Source organism: Campylobacter sp. P255 (assembly GCF_003627915.1).
Lineage (GTDB): Bacteria > Campylobacterota > Campylobacteria > Campylobacterales > Campylobacteraceae > Campylobacter_D.
Window position 1 is genome coordinate 15,550 of the sequence record NZ_NREN01000014.1, and the last position, 16,775, is coordinate 32,324.

Here is a 16,775-nt window from a genome sequence, read left to right on the forward strand (position 1 = left end):
TATATAAAAATATTTTTGTATATACAAAAATAATGAAAGGAAAGATATGGGAAATTTAAAAGGAACTTTTCCGGCCTTATTGACACCTTATGATGTTCATGGGAATATTGATGAAAAAGAATTTATTCGTTATTGCGAATTTGGAATTTCAAAAGGCTTAAATGGGCTTTTTTGTAATGGAAGCGCAGGAGATTCTCAAGCATTAAGTTTAGAAAAACAAGTTAAATTAATGCAACTATCAAAGAGTGTTGCTAAAAACAATGTCCCTGTGATTACTGGTATTACTTCTACAGTATATGAGCACACACTTATTCTAGCACAAAAGGCGTATGAGTTAAATTTAGATGCACTTTTGCTAGCAATGCCTTATTATTATAAATTAGATGAAAATGATCTTTTTGAATATGTTAAGCTAGTTGCAAATAGTGCGAAAATACCTGTTTATGTTTACAATATACCTTTATTTGCACCTAGTATGAGCTTAGGACTAATAGAGAGGGTTTCTAAGTTAGATAATGTTGTCGGGATTAAAGATAGCAGCGGAGATGCTTTGCTTTTAAATCATATACTTGATGTAGTGCCTTGTGATTTTGATGTGTTTGTTGGTAGAGAGGAATTTTATGCAGGAGCTTTATTTGCTGGTGCAAAAGGCTCTATGACAAGTATAGGTGGTGTATTTCCTGAGCTTATGAGTGAAATTTATCACTGTATGTGTGATAACAACTATGAAAAAGCACTAGGCATACAAAAAAGTTTATTAAAAGCTATACGCTTTGCGATGAGTATTAGTTTTCCTATGGGTTTTGCATTGTTATTAAAGCTTAGAGGTTTTGAATTTACTCGTTTTAGAATTCATCCTAGTTCTATAAAAGCTGAATCTTATTTGGAGCAATTTTGCAATGAAGCTAAGAATGTAATTCAAACTTTAGAACAAGAAACTGGAATTTTATTATGAGTAATTTTATCATTGTGCATGAAAAAGATAATGTTGCAACCGCATTAAAAGACCTTCAAAAGGGCGAAGAACTTGCAGGAGTTATCTTGAGAGAAGATATAAAAAATGGACATAAATTCGCAATTAAAACTATAGATAAAAATCAGCTTATAATTAAATATTCAGAAGCCATAGCAATGGCAAATAAGACAATTTATGCAGGAGAATGGGTCCATACACATAATATTGATGGGATTCGCGCAAGAGGTGATAAGGAAGAATGATGAAAATAATGGGATATCGTAGAGCAGATGGTAAATTTGGCTTAAGAAATAAAGTTATTATTATACCAAGCGTGCATTGTGCTAATAAAGTATGTGAAAACATAGCAAAAAAATGCGATGGTGCGGTATATATCAATCATCAGCATGGTTGTTCACAGCTTGATTTTGATGCATTGCAAACGAGAGATGTTTTAATAGGACATGGAAGCAATGCAAATGTTTTTGGTGTTTTGGTTGTTGGATTGGGGTGTGAGGTGATACAGGCAAAAACTGTAGCAGAAAAAATCAAAGAAGCAACTCCTTATAAGCAGGTGGAATATCTAGTAATTCAAGAGTGTGGTGGAAGTAAAAATACCATTGATAAAGGGGTAGATATTGTTAAATCTATGCTCGAAAATGCATCTAAAATAGAAAAAAGCGAAGGTGATTTCAGTGATTTGATTTTAGGAACAGAATGTGGTGGGAGTGATAGTTATAGTGGTTTAAGTGCAAATCCTGCATTAGGAAGTTTGAGTGATTTTGTGATCGAGCAGGGCGGTTCTGTTATCTTAGCTGAGACAACTGAGTTGATAGGTTGTGAAGCAATTTTAGCCAAAAGAGCTAAAAATGATGAAGTTGCAAAAAAAGTGTATGAGAAAATTTTAGGTTATGAAAATTTGGTTAAATCTTTTCATGCTGACATTCGTGGAGCCAACCCAAGTCCTGGAAATATAGAAGGTGGTCTTAGCACTATAGAAGAAAAATCTTTAGGCTGTGTGTATAAAGCAGGAACTAAGACACTAATGGATGTGATAGATTATGCTAAACCCGTAGTTTCTAAAGGACTTACCTTTATGAATACCCCTGGAAATGACATAGAACAACTTAGTGCTATGGTTGCAGGTGGGGCGAATATATGCGTTTTTACAACAGGGCGTGGTACTCCTACTGGATCAGCTATAGTACCTACTATTAAAATGAGTTCTAATACTTTTTGTTATACAAATATGAATGATGCTATTGATATTAACGCTGGAAGTATTATCGATGGGGTGAAAACAAAAGAGGATGTTCGCGATGAACTTATAGATTTGATTGTGCGGATTTCAAATGGAGAATTAGTAAAAGCGGAAATAAACGAGCAAAACGACTTTTCAGTTTGGAGACTTGCAACAACTTGTTAAATTATAAAAAGGATGTAATATGGATTTAAAAATTCAAAATAAGGTTTGTATTATCACTGGTGGGGCAAAAGGTATTGGTTATGGCATTGCTAAATTATGGGCGCTAGAGGGTGGAATTCCTGTTATTTTTTCAAGAAGTGAAATAGCAGAAAAAAATCACAACGAACTAAAAGAAATTTGTGAAAATTACGGTTTTTATCAAATAGACTTAAAAAGTACAGAACAAATTACAATGCTTGTGAAAAATGTGGTTGATAGTTATGGTGGAATATATGCTTTGGTTAATAATGCAGGTGCTAATGATAATTTGCATATTGAAAACACAAGCACTCAGGATCTGATCAAATCTTATGAGAACAATCTTTTTCATTATTATACTATGGCTAAGGAATGTTTACCATATATCAAAAAAGAACAAGGGAGTATTTTAAATATTACCAGTAAGACAGGTTTAACAGGTCAAGGTAGAACATCAGCTTATGCCTCTGCTAAGGCTGCTCAGATAGGTTTTACAAGAGAATGGGCATGCGCTTTTGCAAAAGATAATATTCGAGTAAATGCAATTGCACCGGCTGAAGTGATGACCCCGCTTTATGAAAAATGGTTATCTAACTTTCCAAATCCAAAAGAACAATATGAAAAAATAGCAAAATGTATCCCTTTGGGTCACCGCTTTACAACCATAGAAGAGATAGCAAACACAGCTGTTTTTACTCTAAGTCCTCTTGCATCACATACAACAGGACAAATTTTAACTCCAGATGGTGGATATATCCATCTAGATAGAGCTTTAAATTGGGATGAAAATTAGCAAAAGGAGGTTTATATGCTAAGTAATTCTAAAAATATAAAAATAGCAATTATTCTAGTTACTTCTCTTTTTTTCCTATGGGGAGTAAGCTATGGTTTGATTGATGTAATGAATAAAAATTTTCAAAATCACCTACATATTACACAGCATGAAAGCGGATTTTTACAGCTTGCATATTTTGGTGCTTATTTTATTATAGCACTACCTGCGGGTTATATCGCTAATAAATACTCGTACAAAATCGCTATTATATTTGGTTTAATTTTGTATGCGATAGGTTGTTTATTGATTATACCAGCAACCAATTTGGCTAATTTTTATTTGTTTTTATTTGCGTTTTTTATATTAGCTTGTGGTATTGGTTCTTTAGAAACTAGCGCAAATCCTTATATGGTAAAACTAGGGGATGAAAAAAATGCAAGTTTTAGGATTAACGCTGCTCAAAGTTTTAATGGCTTGGGGCAATTTTTAGGACCTATTATAGGAGGTGCTTTATTTTTATCTATTACTAAGCAGGCAGATGGAGCAAGTAAAGAGCAAATCGAAGCAGCCTTGCTAGCTAATATGGGCAATGTTCAACTTGTGTATGTGGGGATAGCAGCTATTGTTATTTTGGTTTTAATTGCTTTTGCTTTAAATAAAATTCCAGAAGGTGCTGCTGTGAGTAGCGATTATGAGTAAACAGACACTTCAAAACCCATAGGAGTGTTTAAGCATAAACATTTTAATCTCGGTCTTCTAGCCCAGTTTTTATATATAGCAAATCAAGTAAGTGCAGGTGCGTTTTTTATTAATTATCTTAGTGAACATAATGAAAATTTAAAAGATGAGCAAGGGGCGTATTATTTTTCTATTGCACTAGTTGTTTTTATGATGGGTCGTATCCTTTCTACCCCTTTAATGAAAAAAATTAAAGGTGAAGTTATTTTAGGATGGTACTCATTTATTAATGTAATTTTATGTGTGTGTTTGTATTTTGCAAGTGGTTTTATTAGTATAGTGATTTTAATTGCTTTGTTTTTTTTCATGTCAATTTCCTTTCCAACTATTTTTGCCGTTGCAACCAAAAATCTTCCTTTTAACCAAGTAAAACTAGGCGGTTCTTTGCTGGTTATGAGTATAGTAGGTGGTGCAATTATGCCTATTATTGTAGGTTTGGTTAATGATCATTTTGGAACAAGTATGGGGTATTTGGTGATGGCTCCTTTATTCTTGTATGTATCTTGGTATGGATTTTTTGGTTCTAAAATAAAGGCATAGCATGCAAGCTATTTTTGATTCTCATTTGCATCTTTGGGATTTAAGTAAAATGCCTATTTCATGGATAAAATCTAATGATAGATTAGATCAAAATTTTGAATTTGAAAGAGCAAAATTAGAATATAAAGACTATCAATTTTTAGGTGCAATGTATGTTGAAACTAATAGCGATGATAAAAGCAAGGAAGCTTTGTTTGCATTAGAGCAAAGGAGGCTTCATGCGCTTTTTCTTTGTTTGGCTGATTTAGAATGCAAAGATCAACTTTGTGCTTTTAGAGAAGTAATGCATACAAGCGAAAAAGGTGCTAGAAGGTTATTTGAACCAGATTTTAAGATTATATTGCGAGTTTTAAAACAAGAAAATATAGTTTTTGAAGCTTGTATGAAGAATGAAGAATTATGGTTTTTAGAAAGGTTTTTGCAAGAAAATTCTGATTTAAAGGTTGTGCTAAATCATATGGGTAGCCCTAAAATGGAATGTTTTGAAACATATAAAAAAACTCTAGAAAAATTAAAACTTTTTTCCAATTTATGGATAAAAATTTCCGCTCCAGATGATTTTACAATAGAAACTCACAAAGAGTTTGTAAAAGAGTGTTTTGTGTTTTTAAAAAGCATTTTTAACGAAGATAGATTTTTATTTGGTAGTAATTATCCGGTTGCAAAAATACCACCAAGTCAATGGGCGAAGCTTACTGTAGAAAGCGGAGTTTTTAAAGATCTAGATGGCATATTTTATAAAAATGCTTTATCAATTTACAAGGAGGATAGGTGCAAAGATATGGGCAAATCATAAAAGTTAAAAAGGAAAAAATACAAGAATATAAAGATCTTCACGCTAAACCCTATGATGGGGTTTGTGAGATGATTAAAAAATGTAATATACAAAATTACTCTATTTATTTATTCGGAGAGTATTTATTTGCATATTTTGAATACGTTGGTGCTGATTTTGAAGCGGATATGGCAAAAATGGCAAAAGATGTAAACACACAAAAATGGTGGAGAGTGACAGATCCTTGCCAAATATCTTTAGGCTATGCGGGTCAAAAATGGCTAGATATGGAAGAAGTGTTTCATTTAGATTGAAAGGAGAAAAAATGACAACTTATTTAAATTATATTGATGGTGAATTTATTCCACATGATGGTGAATTTATTGAGGTTTTAAATCCTGCTACAAAAGAAGTAGTATCAAGAGTGGCTAGTGCTTCTTTAGAGGATACAAAAAGAGCCATTGAAGCAGCAAAAAAAGCACAGAAGTCTTGGGAAGCAAAGCCGGCGATTGAAAGAGCGAGTTATTTAAGAGAAATTGCAAATTTAATACGTAAAAATGCAAATTATTTAACCGAAGTTTTAATGCAAGAACAGGGTAAAACAAGAACTCTTGCAAGTATAGAGATTAACTTTACAGCAGATTATATGGACTATATGGCAGAATGGGCTAGAAGGTATGAAGGTGAGATTATACAAAGTGATAGACCTAATGAGCATATTTATTTATATAAAAGTGCAATCGGGGTTATTGGCGGAATTTTACCTTGGAATTTTCCATTTTTTCTTATTGCTAGAAAAATGGCACCTGCTTTAGTTACAGGCAATACGATTGTTATAAAACCAAGTAGTGAAACACCTAATAATGCCTTTGAATTTGCAAAACTTGTTGCACAAAGTTCTTTACCTAAAGGAGTATTTAATCTAGTAGCGGGTAAAGGAAGTGTGGTAGGACATGAGTTATCAAGCAATGAAAATATAGGCATGGTGAGTCTTACAGGGAGTGTTGAAGCAGGCACCAGAGTAATGGAAGCTGCTGCGAAAAACATCATTAAAGTATCGCTAGAACTAGGTGGTAAAGCACCGGCTATAGTTTGTAAAGATGCTGATATTGACTTAGCAGTTGAAGCAATTAAAGCTAGTAGAATTTGCAACAACGGCCAGGTGTGTAATTGCGCTGAAAGAGCTTATGTGCATTCAAGTATTTATGATGAATTTGTGGATAAATTTGTCAAAGCTATGAGTAAAGTAAGTGTTGGCAATACTCTAAAAGGTGATTTTGATATGGGTCCACTTGTAAATCAAGCAGGTGTTGATAATGCTTTGGCGATGCTTGAGAGAGCTAAAGCTAAAGGTGCAGTTGTAGAGTGCGGTGGAAAAATAACCGATACAAGCGGATATTATTTTCCTGCAAGTGTTCTTACAAATGTTAAGCATGAAGATGAAATTATGCAAAAAGAAATTTTTGCACCTATTTTACCGATTGCTAAATTTGATACTCTTGATGAGGCTATTGATATGGCAAATGATTGCGAATATGGTCTTACAAGCTCTATTTATACACAAAATTTAGATATAGCAATGAGAGCAAGCAGAGAGATTAAGTTTGGTGAAACATATATCAACCGTGAAAATTTCGAAGCAATGCAAGGTTTTCATGCAGGATTTAGAAAAAGCGGTATAGGGGGAGCTGATGGTAAACATGGGCTTGAGGAATACCTAGCAACTCATGTGGTTTATTTGCAATACAACACTAACAAACAATAGTTTTTAATCCTATCTATTTTTAGATAGGATTTTCTTTCGATTTTATAACAAATACATTTTGCGTGTATTTGGTTAATATGACACTATTTATCAATGTACTTAATAAAGTAAAAATAAAATACATCTAGTTTATATTTTTGTAAGTAAAATTTAGGTATTATCCAAAGTTTATTATATTTTTTAAAGAAAGGAATTATTGTGCCTACCATAAATCAATTGGTTAGAAAAGAGCGCAAAAAAGTTTTAGAAAAATCTAAATCTCCAGCGCTTAAAAATTGCCCACAAAGAAGGGGAGTTTGTACTAGGGTTTATACTACAACCCCTAAAAAACCAAACTCAGCGTTAAGAAAAGTTGCCAAAGTAAGACTTACAAGTGGCTTTGAGGTTATTAGTTATATTGGTGGTGAAGGTCACAACCTACAAGAACACAGCATTGTTTTAGTACGTGGTGGTAGGGTAAAAGACTTACCAGGTGTGAAGTATCACATTGTGCGTGGTGCTTTAGATACAGCAGGTGTTGCAAAAAGAACTGTTTCTCGTTCTAAATATGGTGCAAAACGCCCTAAAGCAGCTGCTAAGTAATAAACATACAGACAAATCCGTTAGATTTGATTTTGTTTGAGTAAAATTATAAATTTGAAGGAAAAATATGAGAAGAAGAAAAGCTCCGGTAAGAGAAGTCTTGCCTGATCCGATTTATGGAAACAAAGTAATCACAAAATTCATTAATTCTTTAATGTATGATGGTAAAAAAAGTACAGCAACAACTATTATGTATGGTGCTTTAGAAGCTATCGATAAAAAAGGCGGAGAAAAAAAAGGTATAGAAATTTTTAATGATGCTATTGAAAATATCAAACCTTTATTGGAAGTTAAATCTCGCCGTGTAGGTGGAGCGACTTACCAAGTACCAGTTGAAGTACGCCCAGCTAGACAACAAGCTTTAGCTATTCGTTGGATTATTTCTTTTGCTAGAAAAAGAAGCGAAAGAACTATGATTGAGAAATTAGCAGCTGAATTACTAGATGCAGCTAATAGTAAAGGTGCTTCGTTCAAGAAGAAAGAAGATACTTATAAAATGGCAGAAGCTAATAAAGCATTTGCTCATTATCGTTGGTAAGAAAAGGTGTAAATAATGTCAAGAAGTACTCCTTTAAAAAGAGTTAGAAATATAGGTATTGCAGCGCACATTGATGCCGGAAAAACAACTACAAGTGAAAGAATCCTTTTCTTCACAGGTATGAGTCATAAAATCGGTGAAGTACATGATGGTGCAGCTACAATGGACTGGATGGAGCAAGAAAAAGAAAGAGGTATTACAATTACTTCTGCTGCAACAACTTGTTTTTGGAAGAATCACCAAATCAATCTTATTGACACTCCGGGCCACGTTGACTTTACAATCGAAGTTGAAAGATCAATGCGTGTTTTAGATGGTGCTGTTGCGGTATTTTGTTCAGTAGGTGGTGTACAACCACAATCAGAAACAGTTTGGAGACAAGCTAATAAATATGGTGTTCCAAGAATTGTTTTTGTAAATAAAATGGACAGAATTGGTGCAAATTTCTTTAATGTTGAAGAACAAATTAAAAATCGTCTAAAAGGAAATCCAGTTCCACTTCAAATTCCAATCGGTGCTGAAGATAATTTCAAAGGTGTGATCGATCTTATCACTATGAAAGCTTTAGTATGGGAAGATGAAAACAAGCCAACTGATTATGTAGAAAAAGAAATTCCAGCTGAGTTAATGGAAAAAGCTGAAGAATATCGTGTAAAAATGATAGAAGCGGTTTCTGAAACTAGTGATGAATTAATGGAAAAATATTTAGGCGGGGAAGAGCTTACTCAAGAAGAAATTAAAGCAGGTATTAAAGCAGGTTGTTTGAATCTTTCTATGGTTCCAATGCTATGTGGTACAGCTTTTAAAAATAAAGGTGTTCAACCATTACTTGATGCTGTTGTAGCTTACTTGCCAGCTCCTGATGAAGTAGCAAATATCAAAGGTGAATATGAAGATGGTACAGAAGTTTCTGTAAAATCAACTGATGATGGTGAATTTGCAGGACTTGCATTCAAAATCATGACTGACCCTTTTGTTGGACAATTAACTTTCGTTCGTGTTTATAGAGGAAGTTTAGAAAGTGGTTCTTATGCATACAATTCAACTAAAGACAAAAAAGAAAGAATTGGTCGTCTTTTGAAAATGCACTCCAATAAAAGAGAAGAAATTAAAACTTTATATGCTGGAGAAATCGGAGCTGTTGTTGGTCTTAAAGATACATTAACCGGTGATACTTTAGCAAGTGAAAAAGATAAAGTTATTTTAGAGAGAATGGACTTCCCAGATCCTGTTATTTCAGTTGCTGTTGAACCTAAAACAAAAGCAGATCAAGAAAAAATGTCAATTGCTTTAAATAAATTAGCACAAGAGGATCCAAGCTTTAGAGTTTCTACAGATGAGGAAAGTGGTCAAACTATTATTTCAGGTATGGGTGAGCTTCACTTAGAAATTATTGTTGATCGTATGCTTAGAGAATTTAAAGTTGAAGCTGAAGTTGGACAACCTCAAGTTGCTTATCGTGAGACTATTAGAAAAACAGTTGAGCAAGAGTATAAATATGCCAAACAATCAGGTGGTCGTGGTCAATATGGTCATGTATTCTTAAGACTTGAGCCACTTGAGCCAGGTAGTGGTTATGAGTTTGTAAATGATATCAAAGGTGGGGTAATTCCAAAAGAATATATTCCAGCAGTTGATAAAGGTGTACAAGAAGCATTGCAAAATGGTGTTTTAGCGGGTTATCCTGTTGAAGATGTTAAAGTAACAGTTTATGATGGAAGTTACCACGAAGTGGATTCTTCTGAAATGGCATTTAAACTCGCGGCTTCTATGGGCTTTAAAGAAGGTGCTAGAAAAGCAGGTGCAGTAATCTTAGAACCTATGATGAAAGTTGAAGTTGAAACTCCTGAAGAATATATGGGCGATGTTATTGGTGATTTAAATAAACGCCGTGGTCAGGTTAACTCAATGGATGAAAGAGGTGGTAATAAAATCATCACAGCATTTTGTCCATTGGCTGAAATGTTTGGATATTCAACTGATCTTAGAAGCCAAACCCAAGGCCGTGCTACTTACTCTATGGAATTTGATCATTATGATGAAGTTCCTAAGAATGTTTCTGAAGAAATTATCAAAAAAAGAAACGGTTAATTTCATAAAGATGAGCTTTTATAGCTCATCTTATTTTTTTATTCTTCTTTTTTCTTTCTATTTTATTTTGTATTTCATATTTTATGTTTTGCTAACTCTCTTATAAAATTATGTAGTTTTATGGAAAATAATATTCGCAATTTCTGGGATAGTTTTTAATTTGAATGAGTTTGAATGAGTTTGAATGAGTTTGAATGAGTTTGAATGAGTTTGAATGAGTTTGAATGAGTTTGAATGAGTTTGAATGAGTTTGAATGAGTTTGAATGAGTTTGAATGAGTTTGAATGAGTTTGAATGAGTTTGAATGAGTTTGAATGAGTTTGAATGAGTGCGTGAGAAAATTATATTAGAATGAAGAAGAGTTTTTACTCTTCCTCTTCAGTGTTTTTACGTACTACTTTGATACGTTCTATGCTATTGCCATCCATTTTTTTAACTTCATAGTGGCAAAATTCATCTTCTATTCTATCTCCAACTACCGGGAGACGACCAAGAAGATTAAATACATATCCACCTATAGTAACTTGCTCTAAATCTTCATCATAGCGTATATTGAGCAATTCTTCAACTTCGCTAATTTCATATCTTCCTTGAAATTCATAAATATTTTCTGCAAGTTTTTTAAAGTGCGGACTAGAATCATCATGTTCATCATTGATATCACCAACAATCTCCTCCATGATATCTTCCATGGTTAAAAGACCTGCTGTTCCACCGTATTCATCAACAACTAACGCAGTGTGTACTTGCTCTTTGTTCATCATAAAAAGAACTTTTGAAATACTAATGTTTTCTGGAACCAAAATCATTTTGATCAAGAAATCATCTAGTTTTTTCTTGTTTTTACTTAGTTCATTTTGCATAATATCTCTAATGTGTACCATACCTAAGATAACATCTTTTGATCCATCTATGTATGGAAAACGAGTATGCTTGTGCTGACAGACAATTTGCATATTTTCTTCATAACTTTTTTGCTTATTAAGACATATCATATCTTTTCTTGGTGTCATGATTTCTTTTGCGACAGTGTCTGAAAAGTCAACAGCATTGCGAATGATTTCTGTTTCAAATTCATCTAGTACACCGCCTTTTTGACTTTCACTTGCAATGAATTTAATTTCTTCTTCAGAGTGACTTAATTCATGTTCTTTTGCAGGTTTGATACCAATGATTTTTAAAGAACTAGCCGCTAAGAAGTCGAATGTCTTTATAAATGGCAAGAAAAGCAACCAGAATAAGTGTAAAGGTCTTGCTATCCATAGTACGGCTTTATCTGCAATAGTGATTGCGATACTTTTTGGTACAAGTTCACCTAATACAACATGTAGTAAAGTGATGATCGCAAATGCAATAATAAATGCAATGGTATGCGTTAACGTGGAGTTTAAACCTAAATTTGCCAAAGGCACTTCAAGCAGTTTAGCAATAGCGGGTTCGCCTATCCAACCAAGAGCAAGAGAACTTAATGTGATACCAAGCTGACATGCACTTAGATAAGTATCAAGTTTAGAGGTAACTTCTAAAGCTTTTTTAGCATTGCGTTTTTTTTCTTTTACCATTTCTTCTAGTTTTGATCTACGAACTTTGACAATGGCAAATTCAGAAAGAACAAAAAAGCCGTTTAAAAGCACTAATGCTAGTGCAACAAGAATCATAAAAGTAGAATAGCCTACATCGATTGATGCAACTGTAGGTAATGTTTGATTTAAGTCTAAAGATTGACTGGGGTCCAAAAAAACTCCTTTAATAAAATTTTTCGCAAAATTATATCAAATCAAAACTATAAAATCAGCTTAAAATAAACGGTATATTTTAAATTAATTTATTTTTTTCTGTATTCTATATTTTTTTCAAATTCATCTAAACGTTTGTAAATACTACGTAACTGAGTTATGGTAGTCCAGTTGGTGATGAAAATGCTAAATGAAGATCTAACTTGATCAAAGGCATTTCCAACTTGTATAATAATTCCAAGTTGTATAAGACCTAAAAATAAGCTTGGAGCCATGATTAAAAAAGGAACTATAACCATAAATTGCTCAAATAAATATAACCACACATTAAAATATCCATAGTGTAAAAATAATCTTTTATAGTTAACTTTAAGCCCAGTAAATAAACTTAAAATGCTTTCATCGCTAGCATAATTTTTTCTGTCATCTTCTGCAAAGACTAGTTCTTTTCTAAAGGCAGCTTCTGCTTTTTGATTGTTATATTCAAGTCCAGGGAGTTTAATGCCAACAAACCATGATATAATAAGCCCTCCTAGGGATACTAAAAAAGCTATCCATACTAAAGAACCACTGATATCTTTTAAGATAGGTAGATGGACATGTGCACTTAGCATCCATAAAATAGGCACAAAAGCAATTAAAGTCATTATAGCTTTAACAAAAGCCAATCCTAAGCTTTCTATAATTTTTGAGAAATTGTAAATATCTTCTTGAATTCTTTGCGAGCTACCTTCTATGTTGTCATCTTTTTTTTGCCAAAATTTAATATAATCAAAAGTCATCGCTTCACGCCATTTAAAGGCATAAATGCTACCAAAATATTGCGTAATGGTTGCAATAAAAACATAAGGTAAAGCTAAATATAAAAATTGCTTGATGAAATAATAAAAATCATTAATATTGTGATTTTTGGCATCTTGTAAAACATCATAAAAGTCTTTATACCATTCATTAATGGCAACATTAATAGAAGTTTGTGCAAGTAAAGAGGCTAATAAAAAAAATAATCCCGCATAAGCCCATAATGCCCATTTTTTGGAGTAAAAAAAAGATCTAAACATTTTAGATCTCTTTTAGCATTTTTTCATAGTGACAGACACTCTGTTTACTTGCTTTAAAAATAGTGCTAAAGATTACAATAAAACAGCTCGCAACTAAAAATCCAGGAATGATTTCATAAACTGCTATGAAATTTGAGCCAAAATGTTTATATAATATAACAGTTAAAGCCCCACTAATCATACCCGCTATAGCACCTTCTTTGCTCATGTTTTTGTAAAATAGTGCAAATAAAATAACACTTCCAAAACTAGCTCCAAAACCCGCCCATGCATATGAAACAATACCTAAAATTTGACTTTGTGTATCAAGCGAAAGCACAAAGGCTACACAAGCAACAACCAAAACACCCATGCGAGAGAATAAGGTAATGTTTTTGTCACTTGTCTTTCTTTTTAAAATTTGTGTGTAAAAATCTTGCACTAAAGTAGATGCACACACTAGTAGTTGAGAACTAGCTGTGCTCATAATGGCAGCTAAAATAGCACTGAGTAAAATTCCTGCTACCCAAGGGTTAAAAAGCACTTGAGACATTACGATAAATATTCTTTCAGGGTCATTTAGACTAAGGTTAAATTTTGCCATATAAGCAATACCTAAAAAACCTATCATTGCAGCTCCTGCTAAGGATATTACCATCCAGGTTATCCCAATGAAAGTTGCAGTAGGAATTTCTTTTACATTTTTTATAGAGATAAAACGAATTAATATATGAGGTTGACCAAAATATCCAAGCCCCCATGCTAGAGTTGAAACTACCACTAACCAGCCACCACCATCTAATCCAAAAGCTTGTGGTTTAACATCATGTATAGTAGAAAACGCTTCGCCAAAACCACCTAGTTCAAAAATCATCACAAAAGGAATGATTACCAAAGAACCCATCATTAAAAGTCCTTGTATCATATCAGTCCAGCAAACAGCTTTATATCCTCCTAAAAAAGTATATAAAACAATCACCAAAAATCCAATACTCAAAGCATAAAGATAAGGCAAGTTAAATACACTTTCAAAAAGTTTAGCGCCACTTACTAATCCAGCGCTAATATAAATTGTAAAAAACACTAAAATCACGATCGAACATACACTTCTTAAGATATGTTTGTTATCATGAAAACGACTCTCAAAGAAATCAGGTATTGTAATGCAGTCTTTGGCAATTTGCGAGAAGATTTTTAGTCTTTTAGCGACAAAGGTCCAATTTAAAAACATTCCAAAAGTCAAGCCTATAGCAATGTATATTTGTCCAAGACCAGCTGCATATAATGCACCAGGAAAGGCCATTAATAGCCAACTACTCATATCAGAAGCACCAGCGCTTAAAGCCGAAACAACAGGCCCCATAGAGGCATTTCCGACAAAATAATCTTTACTGTTTTGATTTTTTTTGTAAAAATAAAAACCTATAAAAAGCATTAAAAATGCATAGGTAATAAATGTAGTAATAATAGGATAAGATAGTTCTACACTTTGTAAATTCATAAGTGTCCTTAAAAAATTTAAAAAATTATCATTTTACTTGTTTTATTTTAAAAAAAGATTATAAAAAGATTTTTATGATTGAATTTCAATGCTTTATAAAGTTTTTTTGCTACAATTTTCAAAAAAATTGAGGAAGGCTAATGAAAAATCTTTTAATTATAGGTGCAGGTGGTGTAAGTCGCGTTGCAACTGTAAAATGCGCAATGAATAGCGATGTTTTTAGTAAAATAACTCTAGCAAGTAGAACTAAAAGCAAGTGTGATGAAATAGCTGCGTTTATCAAAGAACGCTTAGGTGTAGAAATTTACACTGAGCAAATTGATGCAGATGATACCGCCGCTGTGGTTGAGCTTATCAAAAAAACAAAGGCTGAAATTTTACTAAATGTGGCTTTGCCTTATCAAGATTTAACTTTAATGGATGCATGTATTCAAACTAATATTCATTATGTAGATACTGCAAATTATGAACACCCTGACTTAGCTAAATTTGAATACAAAGAGCAATGGGCAAAAAACGAAAAATTTAAGGAAGCAGGAATTTTAGGGCTATTAGGTAGTGGATTTGATCCTGGTGTGACCAATGTTTTTTGTGCTTATGCGCAGCAAAATTTATTTGATGAAATTCACTATATCGATATATTAGATTGTAATGCAGGAGATCACGGTTATGCGTTTGCAACTAATTTCAATCCTGAAATCAACTTAAGAGAAGTTTCAGCAAAAGGGCGTTATTGGCAAGAAGGTAAGTGGATAGAAACTGAGCCTATGGAAATAAAAATGGAGTGGGATTATCCTGAAGTAGGGATAAAAGATAGTTATTTGCTTTATCATGAAGAACTTGAAAGTCTAGTGAAAAACATTAAGGGTTTAAAAAGAATTAGATTTTTTATGACTTTTGGGCAAAGTTATTTAACTCATATGAAATGCCTTGAAAATGTTGGTATGCTGGGCATTAAACCTGTTATACATCAAGGTAAAGAAATAATACCAATAGAATTTTTAAAAACCTTGCTTCCTGATCCCGCTAGTTTAGGACCTCGTACTAAGGGTTATACAAACATAGGTTGTGTAATACGTGGTGTAAAAGATGGAAAAGATAAGCAAGTATATATTTATAATGTTTGTAATCACGAAGAATGCTTTAAAGAAACTGGAGCGCAAGCTGTGAGCTACACCACCGGAGTTCCTGCAATGATAGGTACAAAATTAATTGCGAAAGGAATTTGGCAAGGTAAGGGTGTATTTAATATGGAAGAATTTGACGCTAAACCTTTTATGGATGAGTTAAACACTCAAGGACTCCCTTGGAAGATCATTGAAATGCAGCCAACTCTAGGAAAATAATCTCAAGCCTTTTTTGGCTTGAGAACGAAGCTTTGATAATGCTGCAACTACTTCAAAATATTGACTGGACTCCCTTTTTAGTTTCAATGAAGCTTTCTATTATTACCTGTGTTATTTTATTTTGTTTTTGTGTGCCACTTGCTTGGATTTTTGCTTTTAAACATTTTAGAACAAAAAAAATTTTAGAAACAATTATAACCTTACCTTTGGTTTTACCACCATCTGTTGTTGGTTTTTACTTGTTGATTTTATTTTCAAAGTATTCTTTTTTAGGTGTATTTTTAGAAAAGCACTTTGATATCACTTTGGCTTTTACTTTTGAGGGATTGGTTATAGCAAGTTGTATTTACTCACTACCTTTTATGTTTAATCCTTTGTATACTTCCATGACATTAATTTCAAAAAATATCGTTGAAGCGAGTTTTTCTTTAGGAAAAAATTCTTTCATCACGCTTTTTAGAGTAATTTTACCTAGTATTAAACCAGCTATACTCAGTGCTTTGGTAATAAGTTTTGCACATACTATGGGTGAGTTTGGTATAGTGTTAATGATAGGTGGTTCTTTAAATGGGGAAACGAAAGTAGCAAGTATTGCTATATATGAAAGTATGGAAAATTTAGATTTTACTACAGCTCATGTTTATAGCCTTATACTTTTAATTTTTAGTTTTATTGTTTTATTAAGTGTTAACCTTCTTAATAAGCAAAAAAATAGAGTATAACCCCCCCCCACCACTTCTTTAACACACTTCACTTCATACACCCTATATCAATACACTTTAATTCTTTTATATTCTTTTATATTCTTTTATATTCTTTTATATTCTTTTATATTCTTTTATTCTATATTTATAAATTCTCCTTTCTATAAATTTCTTTTTTTATTTTCATTTCTTTTTTCATTTAATAAAACTTTAAGCTTTTGTTGCTATAATTTCATTTCCTTTTC

General features: G+C 32.7%; 15 protein-coding genes and 1 pseudogene. 13 read left to right on the forward strand and 3 right to left on the reverse strand.

Going from position 1 to position 16,775, the window contains the following annotated elements; genetic code table 11:
- The first annotated feature begins 46 nt into the window (after positions 1 to 46).
- The 11 genes and pseudogenes from CKA54_RS07050 (at position 47) to fusA (ending at position 10,203) form a co-directional block, all read left to right on the forward strand.
- Positions 47 to 955, forward strand: coding sequence for a dihydrodipicolinate synthase family protein (locus CKA54_RS07050; RefSeq protein WP_120760858.1), 909 nt, complete (start codon positions 47 to 49; stop codon positions 953 to 955).
- Entirely contained in the window at positions 952 to 1,218 is a 267-nt protein-coding gene (locus CKA54_RS07055; protein ID WP_120760859.1) for a UxaA family hydrolase, read from the forward strand. Before CKA54_RS07050 ends, CKA54_RS07055 begins: the two co-directional genes overlap by 4 nt.
- The gene (locus tag CKA54_RS07060) at positions 1,215 to 2,381 is read left to right on the forward strand and encodes a UxaA family hydrolase (protein WP_120760860.1); all 1,167 of its coding nucleotides are present in this window, start codon (positions 1,215 to 1,217) and stop codon (positions 2,379 to 2,381) included. The genes CKA54_RS07055 and CKA54_RS07060 overlap by 4 nt, the downstream gene beginning before the upstream one ends.
- 19 nt (positions 2,382 to 2,400) lie before the next feature.
- Positions 2,401 to 3,192: an SDR family oxidoreductase gene (locus CKA54_RS07065; RefSeq protein WP_120760861.1), complete on the forward strand. Its 792-nt coding sequence runs from the start codon at positions 2,401 to 2,403 to the stop codon at positions 3,190 to 3,192.
- A gap of 15 nt (positions 3,193 to 3,207) precedes the next feature.
- A pseudogene (gene fucP / locus CKA54_RS07070) lies at positions 3,208 to 4,452 on the forward strand (L-fucose:H+ symporter permease).
- A gap of 1 nt (position 4,453) precedes the next feature.
- Entirely contained in the window at positions 4,454 to 5,248 is a 795-nt protein-coding gene (locus CKA54_RS07075; RefSeq protein ID WP_120760862.1) for an amidohydrolase, read from the forward strand.
- Positions 5,224 to 5,541, forward strand: coding sequence for an L-rhamnose mutarotase (locus CKA54_RS07080; protein ID WP_120760863.1), 318 nt, complete (start codon positions 5,224 to 5,226; stop codon positions 5,539 to 5,541). Before CKA54_RS07075 ends, CKA54_RS07080 begins: the two co-directional genes overlap by 25 nt.
- Before the next feature lie 11 nt (positions 5,542 to 5,552).
- Entirely contained in the window at positions 5,553 to 6,992 is a 1,440-nt protein-coding gene (aldA, locus tag CKA54_RS07085) for an aldehyde dehydrogenase (RefSeq protein WP_120760864.1), read from the forward strand.
- 198 nt (positions 6,993 to 7,190) lie between these two features.
- Positions 7,191 to 7,574, forward strand: coding sequence for a 30S ribosomal protein S12 (rpsL, locus tag CKA54_RS07090; RefSeq protein WP_012661187.1), 384 nt, complete (start codon positions 7,191 to 7,193; stop codon positions 7,572 to 7,574).
- Between the two features lie 67 nt (positions 7,575 to 7,641).
- Complete coding sequence (gene rpsG / locus CKA54_RS07095; protein WP_012661188.1) at positions 7,642 to 8,112, forward strand: 30S ribosomal protein S7; 471 nt, start codon at positions 7,642 to 7,644, stop codon at positions 8,110 to 8,112.
- A 15-nt stretch (positions 8,113 to 8,127) separates the two neighbouring features.
- A complete protein-coding gene (gene fusA, locus CKA54_RS07100; protein ID WP_120760865.1) occupies positions 8,128 to 10,203 on the forward strand; it encodes an elongation factor G in 2,076 nt (691 codons plus the stop codon).
- 365 nt (positions 10,204 to 10,568) lie between these two features.
- Here fusA and CKA54_RS07105 read toward each other — a convergent pair whose 3' ends face one another.
- From CKA54_RS07105 to putP, 3 genes are all read right to left on the reverse strand, one after another.
- Positions 10,569 to 11,939: a hemolysin family protein gene (locus tag CKA54_RS07105; protein WP_120760866.1), complete on the reverse strand. Its 1,371-nt coding sequence runs from the start codon at positions 11,937 to 11,939 to the stop codon at positions 10,569 to 10,571.
- A gap of 89 nt (positions 11,940 to 12,028) precedes the next feature.
- Positions 12,029 to 13,000, reverse strand: coding sequence for a putative transporter (locus CKA54_RS07110; protein ID WP_120760867.1), 972 nt, complete (start codon positions 12,998 to 13,000; stop codon positions 12,029 to 12,031).
- 1 nt (position 13,001) lies between these two features.
- Positions 13,002 to 14,480 carry a sodium/proline symporter PutP gene (putP, locus tag CKA54_RS07115; RefSeq protein ID WP_120760868.1) on the reverse strand — a complete coding sequence of 493 codons (1,479 nt, stop codon included), beginning with the start codon at positions 14,478 to 14,480 and terminating at the stop codon, positions 13,002 to 13,004.
- 140 nt (positions 14,481 to 14,620) lie between these two features.
- Between putP and CKA54_RS07120 the strand changes: the two genes are divergently transcribed.
- Positions 14,621 to 15,826, forward strand: a complete 1,206-nt coding sequence (locus CKA54_RS07120) for a saccharopine dehydrogenase family protein (RefSeq protein ID WP_120760869.1) — start codon at positions 14,621 to 14,623, stop codon at positions 15,824 to 15,826.
- Between the two features lie 38 nt (positions 15,827 to 15,864).
- Positions 15,865 to 16,548, forward strand: coding sequence for a molybdate ABC transporter permease subunit (gene modB, locus CKA54_RS07125; RefSeq protein WP_120760870.1), 684 nt, complete (start codon positions 15,865 to 15,867; stop codon positions 16,546 to 16,548).
- Positions 16,549 to 16,775: the final 227 nt, after the last annotated feature.